The following is a 22834-nucleotide window of genomic DNA, read 5'->3' on the forward strand; positions in this document are numbered from 1 at the left end:
CAGAGTGAAGGAAGAGACTATGGACAAAACAGCGATTAAAAAGTTTGCGGTTGACGCACGCCGTTCACTCATCGAAAGCATTAAGTTAAAGGCTGCCTCCTTGGGGATTTCCGAGAAAGGCATAGCACCTAAACTGGCAATATCTACGTCTGAAATTGAATATTACAAGGACGAGTTGAATGGAATTACGGGTAAAGACATTGAGAAGCGGCAAAAGCTAGTTACAGAGTTAAAACAACGGGCCCAAAAGAATGATTTGGCAACCGCCTTTCATGATTTAGTAGAAGAGGTGGCCTACACCTGGTTCAACCGAATTATTGCGATTCGCTTCATGGAAGTGAATGACTACTTACCTAGTCGGACGCGTGTTTTATCGAGTACAGAAAACCGGAATGAACCGGATATTATGGTGCATGCCTTAGATGTGGCGGACGATTTGGGCGGTTTCTCACCGGCGGAACAGGATTTAATTAATCGGGCGTTGGATACAGAACAACCAACTGATTTAGATGCAGAGTATCAGATGTTGTTCATTAAACAAGCTAACGCTTTGAACAAGAATCTCCCATATTTGTTTGAAACAACCAATGATTATGCCGAGTTATTGTTCACTCCAAACTATCACGATGGCGTCATTCAGCATTTGATCACTGATGTTAGTGCCGATGATTTTAACGTGGCTGTTGGTGGGCAGGTGGAGATTATTGGGTGGCTGTATCAGTACTATAATACGGAGCCCCATGATCAGGTGGTGAACATCACCGGTGGTCCAGTCAAAAAGGCTGATATTCCAGCCGCAACACAATTATTTACCACTGACTGGGTCGTTAAATACATGGTTGATAACTCACTCGGCAAGTACTGGTTGGAGCGGCACCCAGACAGTAGTTTAAAGGACCATTTGGCCTTCTTATTACCAAGTAGGCTTGAATTAATTGGCGACAGTGAGTCAGTTGAAGACCTTAAAATCATTGATAATGCGATGGGCTCCGGCCATATCTTAGTTTATGCATTTGACGTTTTAATGCAGATTTACTCTGAACAGGGATATTCTTCTCGTGATGCCGCTACGCTTATCCTTCAAAAGAATCTATTTGGGTTAGAAATCGACAAGCGAGCGTACCAATTGGCCTACTTTGCACTGATGATGAAGGCCAGACAATTTAATCGACGGACTTTGCGTACTGGCAGTGTCGAACCTAATGTTTTTGTCTTCGAAGACACGGATGATATTTCTGAAGAGTTCATGGTACAGGTCCCAGCAGCTTCTCGTGATGACTTAGACGATATTGTTGACCGTTTCAGTAATGCTCGCGAATTAGGATCAATCATTCATTTTGACAGTCAGAAAAAGTATGACTTTGCTGAATTACGGCATGCTGTTGAGGCGGTCCAAGTGGATGACCTGGATATCTTTGGTTTTCAAGCCATGCAAGAGAAGTTGCGGCGTGTGCTGAAGATAGCTGAAATACTCTGTGATCACTACAACGTCGTAGTTACCAATCCACCGTATATGAATAAGATGGATTCAGCGTTAAAAAAGTATGTTAAGAAATATTACGCAGACTACTCTGGCGATTTATTTTCAATTTTCATCTTCAATAACAGCAATCTCACGAAACGTGGCGGTTACTCTGCTTTCATGACCCCATTTGTTTGGATGTTCATCAAAACTTATGAGAAGCTACGGAAGTATTTAATCGAAAACAAGAAAATCGATAGCCTGATTCAAATGGAGTATTCAGCTTTTGAAGAGGCGACTGTGCCAATTAATACGTTTGTTTTAAAGAACGTTCAGACTGAAGAGCCCGGCACTTACCTCAAATTATCAGCCTTCAAAGGTGGTATGGATGTCCAAAAGGACCGGGTTTTAGAGGCAATCGCTAATCCGGATATTGACTACCTTTATCGAACTAACCAAGCGAACTTTGCTAAGATTCCGGGGATGCCAATTGCTTATTGGGCTAGCGAGAATTTATTTAGATTGTTTAACAATGATGTCGAACTATCATCAAAATTCAGAGGAAAAGAAGGATTGGGAACTGGAGATAATGCTCGATTTTTAAGACAGTGGTTTGAACTCTCTGAAACGCAGAAGGGCTGGTATCCCTATCAAAAAGGTGGTTCTTATCGAAAATGGTACGGTAATAATGAGTATTACGTAAATTGGAAGAATAACGGGTTGGAAATGAAAAGCTTACCTAAATCCAACATTAGAAATATGGAGTACCAGAACCGTACCGGAATTACATGGTCAGCAATCTCATCAGGGAAACCTTCATTTAGATATTCCGTTCGAGATTTCTTTTTTGATTCAAAAGGTCCAATGATGTTCGGATTGGATGCGTATCCCTTTCAGTTGGTTTTAGGTTTATTGAACTCTAAAGTAGCAGAATTCATCTTATCGTTTTTATCCCCAACTTTAGATTATCGGTTAGGTCAAATTCAGAAGATACCTTTGCTTCCGGTTAAAGAATCAGCAATGAGCGTTAGTAAGTTGGTTGATTCATCAATAGAATATTCGAAGAATGATTGGGATTCTTTTGAAACCTCCTGGGACTTCACCCATCATCCACTGCTATCCCACATCGCTGACGACAAGCGAAATGAAGTTGATGGCAAGCTGAAAAACGCTTTTAGTTTGTGGCAGAATGAAGCACAAGAACGCTTTGATCAATTGAAATCCAATGAAGAAGAACTAAACAGAATTTTCATTGATCTCTATGGCCTAAACGATGAATTGACTCCAGAGGTTGCAGATAAAGATGTATCTGTACGTCTAGCAGATGAGGTACGTGACATTAAATCATTCCTCTCGTACTTTGTGGGGGTTGTCTTTGGACGTTATTCTTTGGATGTTGAAGGCTTGGCCTTTGCTGGTGGTGATTGGGATAAGTCGAAATACCAGTCCTTTGTGCCAAATGAGGATAACTTGTTATTGCTGAATGATGCAGATTATTTCGGCGATTCACGGGATATTATTAACCGACTACGAAGCTTCTTAACAGTTACTTTTGGTGCGGAGTCCGTCGATGAAAATCTAAGTTATATTGCATCTGTGATTGGGAAGAAAGCAGATTCTGACGAGATGGCAATTAGACGGTATTTTGTGGAGGACTTCTTTAAAGATCACAAAAAGATCTATCAGAAGCGGACAATCTATTGGGAATTTACTAGCGGACGACACAATGGATTTAAGGCACTGATGTACTTACATCGGTACGAGTCCAATGAATTGGCAATGGTACGAACGAACTACCTACATCCGCTGCAAGGCCAATATGAAGCACGAATTGATCAGTTAACGCAATTAGCTAACAATGAAGCAGTGGCAAGCCAGAAGAAACGGTACGAAAAGGATCTCAAGCATCTGGAACAACAGGTAAGTGAGATTCGAAAATATGATCCAGTGATTCAACATATTGCGAACCAAAAGATTGAACTTGATCTCGATGATGGTGTTGTTGTGAATTATGACAAGCTACAAAATGGCAGTGCAATCCTGTCCAAATTGAAGTAAGTAAAGAGGGCCTCTCAACGCTGAGAGGCCCTCTTTGTGCCAAGTTATGTGCCAACTATTTTATCCTGTTTTCCAAGATAGAAATAATTTTATCCTGGTCTTGAGATTCGAGCTCTTTAATGATGTGTAAATAGGTGGATTGGGTTGTCGTAATGTTGCTGTGACCTAATCTTCGGGAGACTGAGAGAACGCTAACACCCTTATACAAAAGGATTGAGGCGTGGGTGTGGCGTAATCCATGGAAAGTAATTCTAGGGATTTTAAGCGCCGCAAGTTTATCAGTTAACAGCCGATTAATTTCAGCACTAACGAAGATATGCCCGGTAGTAGTCATAAAAATGGGTTGATGTGGACTTAGTGAATGACTTTTTTCAAAGTCTGATAATTGCTGGACAGTTTGGTGGTCAATCGTCATTTCACGAATTGAAGAGTGGGTTTTGGTCTTCATGAATCCAGTCTTGTACTTGTAATCCCAGGCCTTGTTCACTTTGATGAGATGATTATCTAAGTCGATATCATTCATCGTTAGGCCAACGATTTCACCATAGCGCATGCCGGTCACAGCCGCTAAGTAGATAATCATTTCACCAATTTGAGAGGTGTCGAGGTTAGCCAATAAGGTTGCCCAGTCCGCATAGTTTAATGTTTTAGCAATTTTAGGCCGCTCATGACCAGTGATGACAGCTTTCCGAGTGGGGTCAGAGGTGATGATTTTTTCGTCCAGTGCTTCAAGAATGCAGGCACGAAGCTGTTTGTGGAAGCAAGAGACCGTTCGCCGGGCATGAGTCTCAGCGAATTTATTTAGTCGTTCCTGGTACACTAATTTAGTCAGGTCCTTTAGTTTAAGGTTGCCGAAGAGTTCAATAGCATGTTTAGCCGTGTTTTCATATTTGTTATAGGTGATGGGGGTAACGGCATTTTGCTTATAAACCTTGATCCAGCGCTGATAGTAGGACACTAGAGATTCACTGCCAGATTTCACGGTTATTAGATTGGGGTGCTCAGTCTGGACTTTGCTAGCAGCTAGAATAGCTTCAGATTTAAGTAGAAATCCGGATTTGCGAAGCTTCTTGTATTTGCCGTCGTGGTCTTTATAGGAAATTTCATACTGCCAAGCATTGCCGCGTTTTCGATAACTAACCATATATTTTTCCTCCATAAATCTTTTGTTGGCACAAGTTTGTCACAATTAAGCTTATTAGCCAACGGGAGAACGACAGTGTGATAGATTGTCGTCAGCGATGTGAGTTAGGAGTGGATGATGAGTGAAGTCCCAAGATACTTCAAAAGAATCATAATCCAATTTAGCATTAGTGATATTTTGTGCACTTAAAACATTTGTATTGGATTTCTTTTCGTAAAAGTGCTGAGACAAAGGAATTCGATTCATATCTCCGTTTTGTAACGATAGTGTTGGATTAATGATATGAATCAGGTAATTCATAACTGGTGAATTAAAGAAGCCTAATAAACTGTGAGCTTGTTCCACGCTATCGGGAAATATCATTGGACCTTTATTGGAATCAAATATACTTCCCGTAGGACTAAAGCGAAATGAATTTCGTGAACTCGTTAAAGCAGTCCAAGTTATTCCAAAATTAAAGTAGTGACTTTTCCCTTGAAACCCATGTGATTTTCCAGTCAAGATTCCATTCTTTTGAATCTGTGTACCGGAGTCTTTATAGTTAACGACTAATTCACGATTTCCATACCAATTCCGGAAATTACCACCCTTATTATAGGGAAACCATGTACTCAAAGATTCGCGCGCTTCGATGGCAGACTGATTAATCCCTATATTATTTATCGGAACTTCCCACCATCTACGCAAGAACAAATCATTATCTCCTGTTTTTAGCCCACTTTGCGCTGGGAAAAAAGAACCTAATCTTTTAGAGTCTTCAAATATTTTGAAAGTATGATTGCTAGCCCAGTAAGCAATCGGCATCCCCGGAATCTTAGTAAAGTTCGCTTGGTTAGTTCGATAAATATAGTCAACTTGATTGTCTTGAACAGCCCTTAAGTATGCCTCTTCCTTCTTCTGCTGCGAATCAAAATTAACCAACCGTTCATAGGTTCCAATGTAGTTTGGCACGCTATGCACCTTGAATACGAAGGTAGTGGATTGTACAACCTCACCACCAATTTCTTCAAAAGCCCGAGTACCCAGGTGAGCCATGTTAATCAGGGTATCTTCTTTCAAAACTTCTCGCAATTTTTCAAAGCTAGAGAGAAACATCCAAGCGTGCTGCGTAATCATGGCGTAATAGCCATCAGTACATGTCATTGCTCGCAATCTTTCCATAAAGACAGCGAATAAATCGGACTTACTATTTGGAAAATGGCGTTTGACATATTTCCCTAGGTTCGCATCCATTTTTCCTGAGCCCATGTAAGGCGGATTCATTGCCCCCAAAGTAAACTTCTTACTCAGGACTTTTCCTACTGCTGCGATTTCGCCTAACTTAGCTTGGTTCTCGGCCAGTAAAATAGTGTTTAAGGATAGTTGACCAGCTGGGATATCGGCGTTCACTAAACGATCAATCAACAACCAATCAACAGGTTTTTCAAATTGAATTAGTGACCCGTACTCGTTACCGTAACGAAACTTATCAAGCAGGTAGTCCAAGCTTTTAGCTTCATCCTCAGTCTCTAACAGTCCCTGAAAATCAGAACTGGTAAGCATTCCTGCTTCGGGAATATCAAACACTTGCGGCCGGATATGAAGTGTTAAGAAGCGTCGATTTGTCTCCCGTGCCTTCATCATCAATGAAAAATAGGCTAGCTGAAATGCCCGGGTATCAATATCTAAACCGTATAAATTGCTTTGAATAATAGATTTCGCGGCATCTCTGCGTGAGTACCCCTCACGTTCATAAATCTGCATGAAAATTTCAAAAGCATAGATTAGAATGTGGCCGGATCCCATCGCAGCATCGATAAGCGTAACTTGTTCAATCTGCTCGTCTGCCAATGCCACAGTATTGGATTGAACAGTTACTTGGTCAATCTGCTGTGCAGCAGACATAAAATAGTGCCATTCAAAGTCGTTAGCAATTTCCTTGTCAGAACGTTGGTCGCCTTTGGCCTGCAAGACGTCAATCCAGTATCTTCCTAACGAGTTTTCAACCATGTACTTAACGATCCAGTCAGGTGTGAACAGCTGCGTTACTGCTGGGATATCTGACTCGAGATATTTTTTCTTCTTGAAGGCCTGGTCCTTAGGCTCCGTATTATAGTACTGATACAGCCACCCAATAATCTCCACCTGACCACCAACAGCTACGTTAAAATCATCGGCACTCACGTCAGTAATCAAATGCTGAATGACGCCATCGTGATAGTTTGGAGTGAACAATAAATTTCACAAATTCTACTGCAGTCTTAACCGGTTTACGTTATGATTAGGCTATATCATAAAACGGAATAAAGAGGGAGTAACCACCGTGGCAGACGTGGACATTAATCAAATTATCACAACGCTTAAACAGCGATTCACTGCGCAAAACCAATTTGTTTTCTGGTACGACGACAATGGTGATTTTGTAGATAGTATTGCGGAAATTCAGGCGGCATTAGCCGGAATTGCTGAGGTTGTTGTGATGAAACCAGGACACCAACTAGAAACGAAGCAACATTTATTGGTAATGCCTTATCAGACTAAGGCATTGATCTATTCACCACAGGCAGAGCCGGCACTGGAAGAGGATCACCTGCGAAGCATTGTTTTGTACTCAGGAACCTTTACGGCGGATTCCAAAGAGATTTTGCGTAAAGAACTAGGATTACCGGAAAGTCTACGACCATTTATTAAGCAATACACTAGTTTCTTTGCTAATGGGCGCCGGCGCAAAATCTTTTCGCGGTATGACGTTGCCAGTTATTCTGCAAAGCCAGAGTTAGCTATTATGGCCTCGTTAGTGCCTTTGAACCAGCCAATTGTTGATTTCTTTGATCTCTTACAAGAGTTATTGGTTAAAGGCATTCAAGATAATCCAGTGCTGGCCGAGTTTTCCCGCTTTGGAGTGACTCAAGCCTTTTGGCAGGAAATCGCGACTCGCTTTGGGTATGTTTCAGAAACGCCGCAGCTAGAGGACTTAATGGCAGACCTTTATCTGACCATGACTTACCAGCAGATGGAAAAGCCAGTTCCAGTTAGTCTCAAACAATACGATTTAAGCGACCATGCTGCCAACGTTCAGACATTTGTGCAGCAGTTTGGTAATCGTGGCATCTCAAATGGGGCCAGCGCGAGCCAAGGTGAGGACAGCTTTGATAGTATTGCAGATTTAGTTTGGCAAAAAATTAACGGTGATCGAATCTTTAAAAACGCAAAAATTGATGATTTAGCGAAGTCGGATATGTTCTCCAGATTTGACCAGCTGATTTTACTGTGGATTCAGGAGCGACTACAGCTAGAAGATTTGGATAGTCGGTTGAACGACTTAGACATAGCTGCTGTGACGCGTCAGCGCTTGAACACACACTATGGCAGTCAGCCACGTTTCTCTCGTCTTTATCGAATGCTTCGACGTGCTTGGAATATTGTGCGCAAGGGCCATCAAGAGCCAGCAAACGGGCTACAACAGTTGCTAGCTGACTATGTGGCTACGGACTACCGAATGGACACAGATTACCGTAAATTTACGTTTTATTATCAACAGGCGGGGCTACCCGAGGCATTTGCCAAGACGAAGCAGCTGATTGAATCCATCTATGTGAATAATTATTTGGACAAATCAATCTATGCCTGGAACGAGCAGTTCGACGTCAGAGAAATCAAGCCACAACATTTGCAGCGAAACTTCTATCGATTTTATATTGCACCAGAAAAGAATCGGATTGCCGTCATTATTTCAGATGCCTTTCGTTTTGAAGCCGCTAAGGAATTAGAGAAGCGCTTGGGTCGGGAAGATCAAGTGACTGCTTTGGCAATGAACTACTTAGTCACAGGATTACCGTCAGTGACGTATATGGGGATGCCCATGCTGTTACCTAATCGTCAACTAGAACTTCAGGACAAAGAGTTGCTAGTGGATGGCCAGCCAACGACCAATCGGCAGCAGCGCCAGACTATTCTTCAGAACCAAAATTCAAAGAGTGCGGCCTATAGTTTAGATGAGCTTAAGGGAGCGACTTCCAAGGATATTCGGGCTAAATTCGTTGGGCAAGAGGTCGTCTATATTTACCACAATCAGGTTGACGCGATTGGTGATAATAAGAAGACCGAGGATGATGTTTTTAAAGCGACCGAAGAGGCCATTACTGAAATTCAACAGCTAATTACACGACTGCGAACGCAGGGAATCAGTCATATCTACGTGACCGCGGACCATGGCTACATTTATCGTAATGACCAATTGAAGCCAACTGACAAGATTGAGGTGGCCACGAACGACGATGAAATCAAGTCCCAACGCTATTTGGTGACGCCACGTTCGTTTGAGTTGCCAGGGGTTGGCCGTCAGAAGTTAAGTGATATTTTGGCGAACGATGATCAACGCTACGTGTACTATCCGAAGACGGCAAATGTGTTTAAATCAGTCGGGTCGTTTAATTATGTTCATGGTGGGTCCTCACTGCAGGAAATGGTTGTGCCACTGCTTGAAGTGAAAACAACCTCTAATCGTTCCGCCGCACAGAATGTTGAACTGGAACTCTTCAGTATGAATCGACAAATTACAGCGTTGACTGTACCGTTAGTCTTGCGACAGGCACAGCCAATCAGTGCAACTGTCATTCCCGCTGAATTTACGTTGTACTTTGTCAATGACCAAGGGCAACAGATTTCTGGACAACAGACAATTAATGCCAATAATCGTTCAGAGTCAGTGAAGGATCGCATGCAGAGCATCCAATTGATTCTGGCTGACCGAATCTATGATAAAACGAAAACTTATTCGTTAGTTATCGAAAATATGGGGAGCCATGAGAAGACAGAAATTCCATTTTCTATGGACATTGCCGATTTGAATGATTTTAATTTTTAAATTGAATTAGCGGTATCATAGACCTAAAAGGGTGGTGTTTCACGTGGAACAAGAGTCGTTGTTTGCCAGCCAACAGAAGTCGCCGTTGGCCAGTCGGGTACGGCCACGGACATTGGACCAGTTTGTCGGTCAGACGCACCTGCTGGGCACCGGGAAGATTCTGCGGGAACTGATTGAAAATGACCAGGTCTCGTCAATGATTTTCTGGGGGCCGCCGGGTGTGGGCAAGACCACGCTGGCTGAGATTATTGCCCGTCAGACCAAGGCCAAGTTTCTGAGCTTCAGTGCCGTCGACAGTAGCATCAGCAAGATTAAAAAAATCATGCACCAGGCTGAAAGCGACCGTGAAATTGGTGAGGAGACCATCGTCTTCGTTGATGAAATCCACCGGTTTAACAAGGCCCAACAGGATGCGTTCCTGCCTTACGTGGAACGGGGAAGCATCATCCTGATTGGTGCCACGACCGAAAACCCTTCATTTGAAGTGAACTCGGCCCTGTTGTCGCGGTGTAAGGTCTTCGTGCTCAAAGCGCTAGAGACCAGTGACATCACGCAATTACTAACTAATGCCCTGCAGAACCCCGATGGTTTCAAGGCAGATGTCAAAATTGGGCCGGATGAGCTGCGGGCCATCGCGGAGTTTGCCAACGGGGATGCCCGGAATTCCCTGAACACGCTAGAGATGGCGGTGTTAAACGGTGACAAACAGGGTGACCAGATCACCGTGACCATGGACGACTTGAAACAGCTGATCAGCCAAAAGTTTGTGCTCTACGACAAGACCGGCGAGGAACACTACAATATTATTTCCGCACTGCATAAGTCGATGCGTAACTCCGACGTGGACGCAGCCATCTATTGGTTGTCGCGGATGCTAGAGGGTGGCGAAGATCCCCTGTACATTGCTCGTCGGCTGGTACGGTTTGCCAGTGAAGACATTGGTCTGGCCGATACCAACGCGCTCAACGTGACCATCAATGTTTTTCAAGCCTGTCAGTTTCTGGGGATGCCGGAGTGTGACGTTCACCTGACCGAGGCCGTGACCTACCTGTCGCTGGCGCCCAAGTCCAACGCCATTTACAAGGCACGGCAAGCCGCGAAGAAGGACGTCAAGGAAACGCGTGACGAGCCAGTGCCACTCCAGATTCGTAATGCACCGACCAAGTTAATGAAGGATTTGGATTACGGTAAGGATTATCAGTACGCCCACGATACCGAAGCCAAGCTGACCAACATGCAGACGATGCCGGACGACCTGCAGGGCCACGTGTACTACGAGCCCACTGAACAGGGACGTGAGGGTCGTTTTAAGCAACGGCTGGCCTACATTAAGCAGTGGCATCGGGAACATCAATAGAAGATTTAAGGACCGACCGGCATGTGCCAGGGTTGGTCTTTTTTTGGTGGCATAAGTAGCGGTATGCCAGGATTTAATGCGCGTATTGCTGGATAGAAAATTAATGGTCGTAAACCGCCGAGCTTTCGATTATACTGGAGAAAATAACCTGCCAAGGGGGGTTCACCATGTCCCAACAACTCTATTTTCTCTGTACCGGAAACAGCTGCCGAAGCCAAATGGCGGAAGGTTTTGCCCAAGCGTTAGCGCCCGCCGATTGGACGATTGCCAGCGCCGGTGTTGAAACGCACGGGCTCAATCCCTTAGCCGTGAAGGCCATGGCTGAAATCGGTATCGATATTTCGCAGCATACGTCGAAGCTGATCGATACCGCCTACCTGAACAGCAGTGACGTGGTGGTCACGCTGTGTGGGGATGCCCGTGACAAATGCCCAATGACCCCGCCGACCGTGGAACGTCGCCACTGGCCGTTGCGTGACCCCGCGCAAGCAACCGGGGATGAGGCCGCACAATTGGTCGTCTTCCGCCAGGTTCGTGATGAGATCAAGGACCGTGTGTCCGCATTGATTGAAGAACTGTCTTAATTTAACAAGTGAACTGAAGCCACTGACAGCTTGCTGTTGGGGGCTTCTTTTGGCTAGTTAACAAAGAAACTGGTGAATTGCTCGTGAGTAGATAGAAAATTTTGAAAAATGGTTGAATTTTGATGATGAGTAGGTGATACTGAAGTTAGTTGGTTCACTAAACCATGATAGCGTGATTGTTACCGCTTTCAAAATCAGCTAATTCAGGATTTGTGACGAACACGGTTAGTTGGTTTTCTCAATGGTCCAACGTAATAATATTTACTGACCCAAGAGGAGGGGACAAGATGGTGCAACGAAGCATGAATCGGAATCAACTGCACGACCAAAATTTAAGTTTTGTCTTGCAGCAAATTTTTAATAACCATCCCACCTCGCGGATCGAGATTTCTCACCAGTTAAGCCTAAACAAGTCCACGATTTCATCACTGTACAACACCCTGATGGCCGCCGGTTACTTGAGAGAGCTGGGCCTGGGTGAGGCCTCGACCGCGGGTGGCCGCAAGCCGACATTGGTGGAAATCAACCGGGATTACGGGTACACGGTCACGTTTGACCTGGGGTACCGCCACTTGCACGCGCTGGTCACGTTCTTGGACGGCCACGTCTGGAAGTACGACCGGATCGAAACGCAGGGCCAGTCCATCCACGAAATGCTGGACCAAATTAAGCAGTACCTGGACGACCGGGACCAAGAAAGCACCACGAGCCACGGCCTACTGGGCATCTGCTTCTCCATTCACGGTATCGTGATGGACAACCAAGTCCAGACCTCACCGTTTATTGAGATGGCAGACGTTGATTTGGAACAGGTCTTCACGACCGCTTACCAGGTGCCCGTCGTCTTGGAAAACGAAGCCAATCTGGCTGCCGTTTACGAACGCGACTTCAACGGTGCCCGGGATCTCAACAGTACCGTCACCGTCAGCATTCACCGCGGGATTGGGGCCGGCATTATTTTGAAACGCGACCTCTTCCGGGGCGAGCACGGCGATGCCGGTGAAATCGGCCAAACCGTGGTCAGCGTTGCCCAGGATGGCGCGGGTAACCCGCATCCCGTCCACGCCGAAGATATTAGTTCCGAAGACGCCATTATCCAAGAGATTGAGGATAAAAAGGGCTTGGCTAGTTTAGACCGGGCCGGGGTCGTCGCACTGTACGAAAAGCATGACATGGATACGATTGCGGTGCTGACGCAGTTTACCACGGCGATTGGCGGGTTGATCTACAACCTGATGCGGTCGCTCGATCCTGATGCGTTCTTCCTGAACTCACCCTTAGTGGAAGAAATTCCTGATTTGTTGACGCAGATTCGGGGCGTTTACCAACGGTTGGCGCAAAATGATGTGCCGATTAACCTGACGCAAAATGCCCGTCTAGCAACGGTTTTGGGTGGGTGTTCCTTGATTACGCACCGTGTCTTAGGCTTGGATCACTATGAATTAAACTTTGAACGGCCGAGTGCCGATGAAACAGCATAAATAAAAAACTTGTCCCCTGTTAGTGGTGGACAAGTTTTTTGGTGGTTGCGCTTAATGCTGTTTGCGTTTCAAGCCAAATCCGAGGAACGTTCCCAGTAGAAGGGCAATGCCCAGCAGTGGGGTGACACGGTGTTCGCTGGTTTGAGGCAGTGTCGTTTTGCTGGCTGAGCTTGTGGCGACTGACTTAACCGGAGTTGTCAGTTTCTGATTAGTTAAAGTCGTTGCCGGAACCCGGACGGCCGCGCCACCTTTTTGGTTAGTGCTTCCGGGGTGATGGATCGTTGCGGCCTGGTCGCCGGTTGTTGGTTCTTGCTTGGCTGGCTGAGCGGGGTCGGCGGGGTCAATGTTGACTTCAACGCCGTTTCCGGAAGTGTGGTCGCTGTAGACGTAGGTCACGGACGTATCGGTGTCGCCAAACGTGCCGCTGGCATTTTCAGGCGTCGTCGTGAGGTCGTAACCTGGAATCGTGAAGGCCGTCGTGCTGTAACTGTCACCAGCATGGCCGGTCAGGACTTGGTCGGCGTGAACGGTCTTGCCGTTTTGGTCAACGTAGTGGGCGGTCACGGTCGTTTGCGTGGTTGGCGTGACGACTGGCGGGGTGACGGGCGGGGTGACGGGCGTTACGGGTTTCGTCGGATCCTTGGTGAAGTACAAGGTTACCGTCAATGGGTCGGCGGAAAAGTTACCAGTCAACGCACCATCCGCGTGGTCGAAGGTGTAGCCTTTAACGCTGGTTTCTTCGGTGACCAGGTCGTAGGTGTCGCTAGTGAGTTTATCCGTGATGACCTTGTCGTCTTGAATGGGTTTGTTGTCAGCCATGTCGACGTAGTGGACGGTGAGGTCGGCTGCTTTTTCGGGGTTGGCGTAGGGAATGAAGACGGTGAAGTGGACATTCTTTTTACTAGTACTCCCATTTGGGGTGTAAGAAACTTGAAGATTGGCCCGTAAATAATACTTGTAAGGGTGTTGAATAGGGGTGACATTGGGATATTCATAAATGCCAGTCCAATCAGTATAGTTGATGGTATAAGGCGTAATCTGTGGGGAGATATTGGTAAATTGCACGGTGCCAGTATCGTCGAGCACTTTATAATCAATGAGCGCTGTTCCGGATCGGTAGAAGAGCATATTGCCAGTTAGTGTATTAGCAGAGTCGACTGCCATTGAAACGAATCGGTGAAATGTAGAATAGTTACCTTGCTGATCGAAAGGCTGTGTATACTGACCATTAAAGTTTTGAGGTAATCTCATCAATTGGGATAGTGTGAGGGTTGGACTTTTTAGATCAATAAAATGAACAGTATCCGGAGTGACGAGCTGCTTATCAATGGACAAGCTAGTAAATTGAGAGGCATCTAGCATGGAAAAGTCAGAAATTTGGTTATCCGATAAATCTAGGACTTTCAGATTCTTAAGGTCCCCAAGAGGTGAAATATCTGTGATTCGATTGTGGGCAAGAATCAGCGTTTGCAGATTGGTTAAACCAGCAAGCTTCTCGAGAGAAGTGACATCACCCCAATATGAACGGGTACCACTTTGGAGACTAAGAAAGTCAACACTTGGGTCAAATGAGAGGTCCAAGTAGGTTAAATTGGTTGCCAGTTCTAATCCTGTAAGATCGAAAGAGTCGGTAGCATTAACAAAAACGTTTGGACTATATTGTTTATGCGTGGCGGCTAAGGTGGTTAGACTGGCCATGTCCTTTTTAGTCAAACTATCAACAGACTTATGCAGTTGGTTGGCAACTAAAGCCTGTAAAGCCTTATTCGGCATCCAAACATCAATCGACTCATCGTCTTCAGCAATGGGCGCAGTTACGGCAACCGGAGAATCCGCTGGAGCAGGAGTTGGCGCGCCTGGTGCCATAGCTAATCGTGATTGTGGGCGTTCAGGAGCGGCTTGCTTAATCGACGAAACATCTGAACCTCCTGGCGTTTTATTAAGTGAATCAGTGGTGACGCCGGAAGTACCGTAGTTGTTCTTATGTAGGTTTGAAGAGTTCGTTTCTCCATTATCTTGTTGGGTAATGTTTTTATCAGGCTCATCACTAGGTGTAGGGTCGTTATCTGATTGACTGTCCTTGGGCTCAGTCGGGGTGTTATCTTCAGGAGATTGCGCTGGGGCGGGATCTCCTGAAGATTTTGGCAGAGTAGTGGAATCGTCCTGGTTGGGTTGCGCGACTGGTTTTTCCGGACTCACTTGTTCCGTCTGTGGTGCGGCAGAATCTGCGGATGTATCGGCGAAGGCCGTTTCACCACCGAAGCCTAATAACAAACCAGCTGAAATGAGGCCAGCGAAGACCCACGACTTGCCACTTTTGTACATTTTGTAATGGATTGAATGATTATCGGTGCCTAACATGACAGTTCCTCCTTTAATGGCTGTGTAATCGTTGTGATAATCAATGGTGACGGGGAATGATTGCCCACGTTTATCGGTTGCTAAGCTACACCATTTGTCACTAGTATAGCCGGTAGTTGAAATAAAATCTACCGCATACTAATAAAAGTTAAACATAGTTATTATATGAAAATACCCTCAACGTCTTTAGTGGTCATAAGCTGTCATAGTAGTATTTATCGCCCATAGAAGGACATGCCCTTTTACGGATTTATGACGCCGACCTAGCTAAATCAGCTAATTGCACGCTTAATGGTGTGTGGCTAAAAAAAGAAGGAAACCAATCAGCCTGCGGGTGTCAGTCAGATTCGCCAGCTTACCGATCAGTTTTCGAAAGCTAGTCCACGAATCACCCCAATGTCCCCACCCAAAAAGTTTTTTAACTTTCTTCAAGAAAACGCTTGCAATAACGAAAAAAGATTGTATACTAGGATTTGTAAGTTGGTTGTCGCAACGAACTAACTAGGAGGGTATTATAAAATTATGACTGAAGAATACTGGAAAGGCGTCGACAAGATTCAATACGTCGGCCATCAAGATAAAAAATCAGGTTTAGGTTTCCAATACTACAATCCAGAAGAAGTTATTGCTGGTAAAAAGATGAAAGACTGGTTACGGTTTGCCGTAGCTTACTGGCACACCTTTGATCAACGCTTAGTCGACCCATTCGGTGACGGGACCGCGCAACGTCCTTACGACAAGTACACCGACCCAATGGACTTAGCTTTGGCTAAAGTTGACGCTGCATTTGAATTCTACAACAAATTAGGCGTTGACTACCTTTGCTTCCATGACCGGGACTTAGCTCCTGAAGGCGACACGTTACGTGAAACTAACGCTAACCTGGACAAGGTTGTTGACAAGATCGTTGAATACCAAAAGACTTCTGGCATGAAGGTTCTCTGGAACACCTCAAACATGTTCACCAACCCTCGTTTCGTCGAAGGTGCCGGGACTTCTCCATACGCTGATATCTTTGCTTACAGTGCTGCCCAATTGAAGCACAGTTTGGAAATTGGTAAGCGTGTCGGTTCCGAAAACTATGTCTTCTGGGGCGGCCGTGAAGGTTACGAATCACTCTGGAACACCAACATGAAGCAAGAACAAGAACATGCTGCTAAGTTATTCCACATGGCTAAGGACTACGCTAACGAAATTGGCTTCGACGCTCAAATGTTGCTCGAACCAAAGCCTAAGGAACCAACGACGCACCAATACGACTTTGATGCCGCTACCACGATTGCCTTCATGAAGGAATACGACTTGGAGAAAGACTTCAAGCTGAACCTTGAAGGGAACCATGCCAACTTGGCTGGTCACACTTACCAACACGAAATTCGCGTTGCTCGTGAAGCCGGCATGCTCGGTTCATTGGATGCCAACCAAGGCGACAAGCTGATCGGCTGGGATATCGATGAATACCCATCTAACTTGTACGAAACCACTGCCGCAATGTACGAAGTTGTTGAAAACGGCAGCATCGGACCTCGTGGTGGGTTGAACTTCGATGCTAAGCCTCGTCGTTCCTCATTTGCCCCAGAAGACCTCTTCTTAGGCCACATCGTTGGGATGGACAGTTTCGCTGCCGGCCTGCGTGTTGCTGCTGCTATGAAGGAAGACGGCTTCTTGGACAACTTGAAGGCTGACCGTTACAGCTCATACGAATCTGGTGTCGGTGCTGACATCGAAAGCGGCAAGGCTGACTTCAAGTCCCTTGAAAAGTACGCTATCGACAAGCCACAATCAGAATTGATTGCTGCTACGCACTCAGATCACCTTGAAGAAGTTAAGGACACAATCAACCATTACATCGTTGAAACCCTTAGCAAGTAATCTTCAGTTGAATACGAAATAACTGACATTAAATTGGCGGACGAACGGTGTGTTCGTCCGCCAATTTTCGTGACTGGATTGTGCGTGGGCAAGTATCATTAAAAAACACAATTCGGTAAAATAGGGCTAGCTGATTGGCTAGTTTAAACCAATCTAACAACCAGTTAGTCGATAAATAAGTGAAATGCGATTAGTTTTGTTGGGTTAAACACCCGTTAGCCGCAGGGGTGGTGAAAATGAGCCTAGCCGTGGGAATTCTCTTAGCAGCGGTCCTTGCTGGTTAGAGAATTGATAGTTTTGAGACTCGTTTTTGGAGGCTCAAAATAAGTCTGGAGACCGCTCCTTGGCTCCAGACGTTCGCCCACAGCGTCCCGGTCTCATTTTCACTACCCCGGAGGCGCTGCCAACGAGGTGTTTGACACAATTCAAGAACTAAACCAAATGAAAAAGCCATTTAGGAGGTATAACCCATGGGGAAGTACGTACTCGGCGTGGACCTCGGCACCAGTGCCGTCAAGGTTTCCGCCCTCGACCACAGCGGGCAGATTGTTGCCCAAGAAAGTTTTGATTACGATTTGATCCAGAAGCAACCCGGCTATAACGAACAGAATCCAGAAGACTGGGTTTCTGGGACGACCGTGGCCATCGTGCGCTTGATTTTAAACGACCACCTGGCCGCCGAAGACATCGAAGGCCTGAGCTACTCTGGTCAAATGCACGGGCTAGTTTTGTTGGACGAAAACAAAAAGGTTCTGCGTCCGGCCATTCTCTGGAACGATACCCGGAGCACGCCACAACGTGAAGAAATTGAAGCCAAATTGGGCGACGAGTTTGTGGACATCACCCGGAACCAACCGCTGGAAGGCTTTACGCTGACTAAGCTGTTGTGGGTCAAGGAAAATGAACCCGACATCTGGGCTAAGGCCAAGTATTTTGTGCTGCCGAAAGACTACGTGCGTTACCGGATGACCGGCAACCTCGCCATGGATTACTCCGATGCCACCGGGACCGTCTTACTCGACGTTGCCAAGGGTGAGTGGAGCAAAAAAATCTGTGACACCTTCGACATTCCGATGAGCATGTGCCCACCATTGATTAAGTCGGTGGACTTTGCGGGAACGGTCACGGCCGCTTACGCTGAATTCTCTGGATTGACGACCGCTACCAAGGTCTTTGGTGGGGCCGCCGACAACGCTGCCGGGGCCGTGGGTGCGGGGATTTTACACCCGAACATGGTGCTCTCCAGTATCGGAACCTCTGGCGTTGTGCTGAAATACGAAGACAATGCCGACGTGAACTATCATGGCGTCCTGCAGTTTGAGGACCACGCCATTCCTGACAAGTACTATTCCATGGGTGTGACCTTGGCTGCCGGCTATTCGTTGAGCTGGTTTAAGAAGACCTTTGCGCCAGCCGAAGACTTTACGGAATTCGTGTCGAGTGCTGCCAAGTCTACGGTTGGGGCCAATGGCCTGCTGTACACGCCGTACATCGTGGGTGAACGGGCGCCGTACGCGGACGCTGATATCCGGGGGAGCTTCACCGGTGTCGACGGGACGCATCAACGCTACGACTTTGTCCGCGCCGTGCTGGAAGGCATCAGCTACTCCTTTAGAGATCTCTTTGATATCTACGAGGAAAATGGCGGTGACTTCGATACGGTCGTGTCCATTGGTGGTGGGGCCAAGAGCCCACTCTGGCTGCAGATTCAGGCCGACATCTTTAACCGTAAAGTGGTCAGCCTGACCAATGAACAGGGACCAGGGATGGGTGCCGCGATGATTGCGGCCACCGGTCTGGGCTGGTTTGACTCGCTCCAAGACTGTGCTGAAACCTTCGTGCACTTCGGCAAGGCCTACGAACCAAATCCTGAGAACGTCAAGAAGTATGCCAAAATGCATGCCATTTACAAGCAAGTTTATCAACAAACCAAGAGCATCAGTGCGCAGTTACTCGCGTACCGGAAGGCTGAACTGTAGCCTGCTGGTCAGTGGCGACTGGCAACACTCTGTTTAATAGAGACGATACCCGAACTGACAATGACGTCGGTTCGGGTATTTGTCGTGGGATGAAAAAAAGTGGGACTAAGGGCGGTTAGCTAGGGAGTGGGCGGACAGACTTAACCTGGTTAGACCAATTTCATGGAAAATTTTTAGCCGAGATTTTGGGGAGATCCGTAAACCGCTAAAGCAGGGGTTAAGTCTGGCGTTAGTGAGTGGCCGATGACTTTCAGAAACTCGTCAAATAAGCTAAAATTCATATTTTTAAAAGAAAACGCTTTCAAAACAAACCGAAAGATGGTATTCTACTTTTTGAGGTTGGTTTATCCGACCAACCAACAGCAAAACCAACTTACATGTTCAGCTATACTTCCACATACCTTGTCACTTTTTAAAGAATTTGTGGCGCGAAGCCACATAAGGAGCGAAATCTATGCGAAAAGTTTCGACCGGATTTGTTTATTTCTTTGGCGCGTTGGGCGGCTTACTCTTTGGGTACGATACCGGGGTAATTTCTGGCGCAATCTTATTCATTCAAAAGCAGATGCACCTGGGTTCCTGGCAACAGGGCTGGGTCGTGAGTGCCGTGCTCTTGGGCGCAATCCTGGGGGCCGCCATCATTGGGCCATCCTCTGACCGCTATGGACGGCGCAAACTGTTATTGTTATCAGCTATTATCTTCTTCATCGGGGCCATTGGCTCCGGGTTAGCACCAGAATTCTGGACGCTGATCATTTCCCGAGTCATTCTCGGAATGGCCGTGGGGGCCGCTTCGGCGCTGATTCCCACGTATTTGGCGGAACTATCTCCCGCTGATAAACGGGGAACGGTCTCCAGTTTGTTCCAGTTGATGGTCATGACCGGAATTCTGCTGGCCTACATCACCAATTACGCCTGGGCGGGCATTCCCACCGGCTGGCGGTGGATGTTGGGTTTCGCGGCGATTCCCGCTGCCTTGCTATTCTTGGGCGGATTGATCCTGCCTGAGAGTCCCCGGTTCCTGGTGAAGACTGGCCACACGGATCAAGCCCGGGCCGTCTTGGATACCATGAACAAACACGATACGGCCGCAGTTGACGCGGAACTGAATCAGATTCAAGAACAAGCTCAGATGAAAAATGGCGGCTGGTCCGAACTGTTTGGTAAGATGGTGCGTCCATCTCTGATTATCGGGCTGGGCCTGGCTATTTTCCAGCAGGTCATGGGCTGTAACACGGTGTTGTACTATGCACCAACCATTTTCACCGATGTTGGTTTCGGTGTGAACGCGGCCTTACTCGCCCACATCGGGATTGGGGTCTTCAACGTGATTGTCACGGCAATTGCGGTGGCCATCATGGATAAGATCGACCGGAAAAAGATGTTGAACATTGGGGCCGTTGGGATGGGAATTTCCCTGTTCGTCATGAGTATCGGGATGAAATTCTCCGGTGGCTCACAAGCCGCAGCCATTATTTCTGTGATTGCGCTGACCATCTATATTGCTTTTTTCTCTGCAACCTGGGGTCCCGTGATGTGGGTCATGATTGGGGAAGTCTTCCCACTCAACATTCGGGGACTCGGTAATTCCTTTGCCAGTGTGATCAATTGGTCCGCGAACATGGTCGTTTCCCTGACGTTCCCAGCTCTCCTGAACTTCTTCGGAACCGGGAGTCTGTTCATCGGGTACGGTGTGCTGTGTTTCGCTTCCATCTGGTTCGTCCAGAAGAAAGTCTTTGAAACGCGGAACCGTTCGCTGGAAGACATTGAAGCGACACTGCGGGCAAAGGCTGGCGAGACGGCTAGTGACCTGAGTACGGTTAAATAATCTAAACACCCACGTGACTGTAGGCGTTTGAAATCTAGGGATGGCTGTTCGCAATTTGCGGGCAGCCATTTTGAATTATTACAAAATAAACCGTTAAACAGAAAACGCTTTCAAAAACCAGCAAAATGTGATACCATAATTGTCATGGTTGGTTGCGACAATCAACCAACTGAAATACCAACTTACACTTATTCACATAGATAGGCGTTTGCCACGCTACCAATCCAGAAACCAGACTGCGAGACAGCTGGTTGCCCGATTCCTAACTGACAGAACACCACAAGATTCTCGAAATTATTACGTCAACGGCTAAGGGCCGCATAAGGAGCGAGATTATGCGAAAAGTTTCAACCGGATTTGTCTATTTCTTCGGTGCACTCGGTGGATTACTCTTTGGGTACGATACCGGTGTCATCTCCGGAGCCATCTTATTCATTCAAAAACAAATGCATTTAGGTTCCTGGCAACAGGGCTGGGTCGTTAGTGCCGTCCTGTTAGGGGCCATCTTAGGGGCTGCCATCATTGGGCCATCGTCTGACCGTTACGGCCGGCGGAAATTATTACTGTTATCTGCCATTATCTTCTTCATTGGGGCGTTAGGCTCAGCCTTTTCACCCGAATTCTGGACGCTGATTGTGTCGCGAATCATCTTGGGGATGGCCGTCGGGGCCGCCTCAGCCTTGATTCCCACGTACCTGGCCGAACTCTCACCCGCTGACAAACGGGGGACTGTTTCCAGTCTGTTCCAACTGATGGTCATGAGCGGGATTCTCCTGGCCTACATCACCAACTACAGCTTCTCTGGCATGTACAGTGGCTGGCGTTGGATGCTCGGGTTCGCTGCGATTCCAGCGGCCTTGCTCTTCTTGGGTGGGTTGATCTTACCCGAAAGTCCCCGTTTCTTGGTCAAATCAGGCCATATGGATCAAGCACGTGAAGTCCTTGAAACCATGAACAAGCATGACGAAGTTGCCGTTAAAAAGGAAGTTGATGCCATTGAAGCCTCAGCCAAAATTGTGAGTGGCGGCTGGTCCGAATTGTTTGGTAAGATGGTTCGTCCTTCGCTGATTATCGGGTTGGGCTTGGCCATTTTCCAACAGGTCATGGGCTGTAACACGGTGCTCTACTACGCACCAACCATCTTTACTGACGTTGGTTTCGGTGTGGACGCCGCCTTGCTGGCCCACATTGGGATTGGGGTCTTCAACGTGATTGTGACCGCGATTGCTGTGACCATCATGGATAAGATTGACCGGAAAAAGATGTTGAACATCGGTGCCGTTGGGATGGGGATTTCCCTGTTCGTCATGAGCTTTGGGATGAAGTTCTCTGGCGGTTCGCAAACGGCGGCCATCATTTCCGTGATTGCCTTGACCATCTACATTGCCTTCTTCTCCGCCACTTGGGGTCCTGTCATGTGGGTCATGATTGGGGAAGTCTTCCCATTGAATATTCGGGGCTTAGGGAACTCCTTTGCGTCCGTTATCAACTGGACGGCGAACATGATCGTTTCCTTAACCTTCCCATCTTTGTTGGACTTCTTTGGGACTGGGAGCCTGTTCATCGGTTACGGTGTGCTGTGCTTTGTCTCCATCTGGTTCGTCCAAAAGAAGGTTTTCGAAACGCGGAACCGTTCTTTGGAAGATATCGAAGCTACGTTGCGGGAAAAGGCTGGCGAAGAAGCCACCACTTTGAGTGTAACGAAGTAAGTTAAATAGGTAACTAACTGAGGGCCTGACACTGTTGTCGGGCTCTTTTTGATGAATCGGTTTCTTTACGTAGGGGGTTCAACCAGAAAATTCTAGGTGAAGTCTTTCAGAAAGCTATCGGCACAGAGACGGCCTTTTTAAGTGAGCAAACTA

General features: G+C 46.8%; 12 protein-coding genes. 9 read left to right on the forward strand and 3 right to left on the reverse strand.

The genetic code is table 11. From position 1 onward, the window contains the following. The first annotated feature begins 4 nt into the window (after positions 1 to 4). Positions 5 to 3520, forward strand: coding sequence for a BREX-1 system adenine-specific DNA-methyltransferase PglX (gene pglX / locus ACEPST_RS06815; protein ID WP_395409167.1), 3516 nt, complete (start codon positions 5 to 7; stop codon positions 3518 to 3520). Positions 3521 to 3575: 55 nt separating this feature from the next. On the opposite strand, the gene ACEPST_RS06820 is transcribed toward pglX (ACEPST_RS06815), so the two are convergent. Beyond that, the gene (locus ACEPST_RS06820) at positions 3576 to 4664 is read right to left on the reverse strand and encodes a tyrosine-type recombinase/integrase (protein ID WP_395390986.1); all 1089 of its coding nucleotides are present in this window, start codon (positions 4662 to 4664) and stop codon (positions 3576 to 3578) included. A gap of 54 nt (positions 4665 to 4718) precedes the next feature. Next, entirely contained in the window at positions 4719 to 6878 is a 2160-nt protein-coding gene (gene pglX / locus ACEPST_RS06825; RefSeq protein ID WP_420492563.1) for a BREX-1 system adenine-specific DNA-methyltransferase PglX, read from the reverse strand. Positions 6879 to 6966: 88 nt separating this feature from the next. Here pglX (ACEPST_RS06825) and pglZ point away from each other — a divergent pair, with 88 nt between their 5' ends. From pglZ to ACEPST_RS06845, 4 genes are all read left to right on the forward strand, one after another. Next, complete coding sequence (pglZ, locus tag ACEPST_RS06830; RefSeq protein WP_204121711.1) at positions 6967 to 9510, forward strand: BREX-1 system phosphatase PglZ type A; 2544 nt, start codon at positions 6967 to 6969, stop codon at positions 9508 to 9510. 43 nt (positions 9511 to 9553) lie between these two features. Next, entirely contained in the window at positions 9554 to 10867 is a 1314-nt protein-coding gene (locus ACEPST_RS06835; protein ID WP_204121712.1) for a replication-associated recombination protein A, read from the forward strand. A 167-nt stretch (positions 10868 to 11034) separates the two neighbouring features. Beyond that, a complete protein-coding gene (gene arsC, locus ACEPST_RS06840) occupies positions 11035 to 11451 on the forward strand; it encodes an arsenate reductase (thioredoxin) (RefSeq protein ID WP_204121713.1) in 417 nt (138 codons plus the stop codon). A 287-nt stretch (positions 11452 to 11738) separates the two neighbouring features. Further along, a complete protein-coding gene (locus tag ACEPST_RS06845; protein ID WP_204121714.1) occupies positions 11739 to 12932 on the forward strand; it encodes an ROK family protein in 1194 nt (397 codons plus the stop codon). Positions 12933 to 12983: 51 nt separating this feature from the next. On the opposite strand, the gene ACEPST_RS06850 is transcribed toward ACEPST_RS06845, so the two are convergent. Continuing rightward, positions 12984 to 15293, reverse strand: coding sequence for a MucBP domain-containing protein (locus ACEPST_RS06850; RefSeq protein WP_395390588.1), 2310 nt, complete (start codon positions 15291 to 15293; stop codon positions 12984 to 12986). A gap of 522 nt (positions 15294 to 15815) precedes the next feature. On the opposite strand from ACEPST_RS06850, the gene xylA reads away from it, so the two are divergent. From xylA to ACEPST_RS06870, 4 genes are all read left to right on the forward strand, one after another. Continuing rightward, a complete protein-coding gene (gene xylA / locus ACEPST_RS06855; RefSeq protein ID WP_204121365.1) occupies positions 15816 to 17165 on the forward strand; it encodes a xylose isomerase in 1350 nt (449 codons plus the stop codon). Between the two features lie 470 nt (positions 17166 to 17635). After that, on the forward strand, positions 17636 to 19144 hold the full coding sequence (gene xylB / locus ACEPST_RS06860) for a xylulokinase (protein WP_203643968.1): 1509 nt from the start codon (positions 17636 to 17638) through the stop codon (positions 19142 to 19144). Positions 19145 to 19598: 454 nt separating this feature from the next. Then, a complete protein-coding gene (locus tag ACEPST_RS06865; RefSeq protein ID WP_204121364.1) occupies positions 19599 to 20972 on the forward strand; it encodes a sugar porter family MFS transporter in 1374 nt (457 codons plus the stop codon). 335 nt (positions 20973 to 21307) lie between these two features. Continuing rightward, positions 21308 to 22681, forward strand: a complete 1374-nt coding sequence (locus ACEPST_RS06870) for a sugar porter family MFS transporter (RefSeq protein ID WP_204121363.1) — start codon at positions 21308 to 21310, stop codon at positions 22679 to 22681. Positions 22682 to 22834: the final 153 nt, after the last annotated feature.

The organism is Levilactobacillus sp. FUA 3915 (genome assembly GCF_044053135.1).
Lineage (GTDB): Bacteria > Bacillota > Bacilli > Lactobacillales > Lactobacillaceae > Levilactobacillus > Levilactobacillus lanxiensis.

Bases quoted from the DNA above. Each gene is read 5' to 3' on its own strand.
- ACEPST_RS06820 (WP_395390986.1), bottom strand. From the start codon at position 4,664: ATGGTTAGTTATCGAAAACGCGGCAATGCTTGGCAGTATGAAATTTCC.
- arsC (WP_204121713.1), top strand. From the start codon at position 11,035: ATGTCCCAACAACTCTATTTTCTCTGTACCGGAAACAGCTGCCGAAGC.
- ACEPST_RS06845 (WP_204121714.1), top strand. From the start codon at position 11,739: ATGGTGCAACGAAGCATGAATCGGAATCAACTGCACGACCAAAATTTA.
- ACEPST_RS06850 (WP_395390588.1), bottom strand. From the start codon at position 15,293: ATGTTAGGCACCGATAATCATTCAATCCATTACAAAATGTACAAAAGT.
- xylA (WP_204121365.1), top strand. From the start codon at position 15,816: ATGACTGAAGAATACTGGAAAGGCGTCGACAAGATTCAATACGTCGGC.
- xylB (WP_203643968.1), top strand. From the start codon at position 17,636: ATGGGGAAGTACGTACTCGGCGTGGACCTCGGCACCAGTGCCGTCAAG.
- ACEPST_RS06865 (WP_204121364.1), top strand. From the start codon at position 19,599: ATGCGAAAAGTTTCGACCGGATTTGTTTATTTCTTTGGCGCGTTGGGC.
- ACEPST_RS06870 (WP_204121363.1), top strand. From the start codon at position 21,308: ATGCGAAAAGTTTCAACCGGATTTGTCTATTTCTTCGGTGCACTCGGT.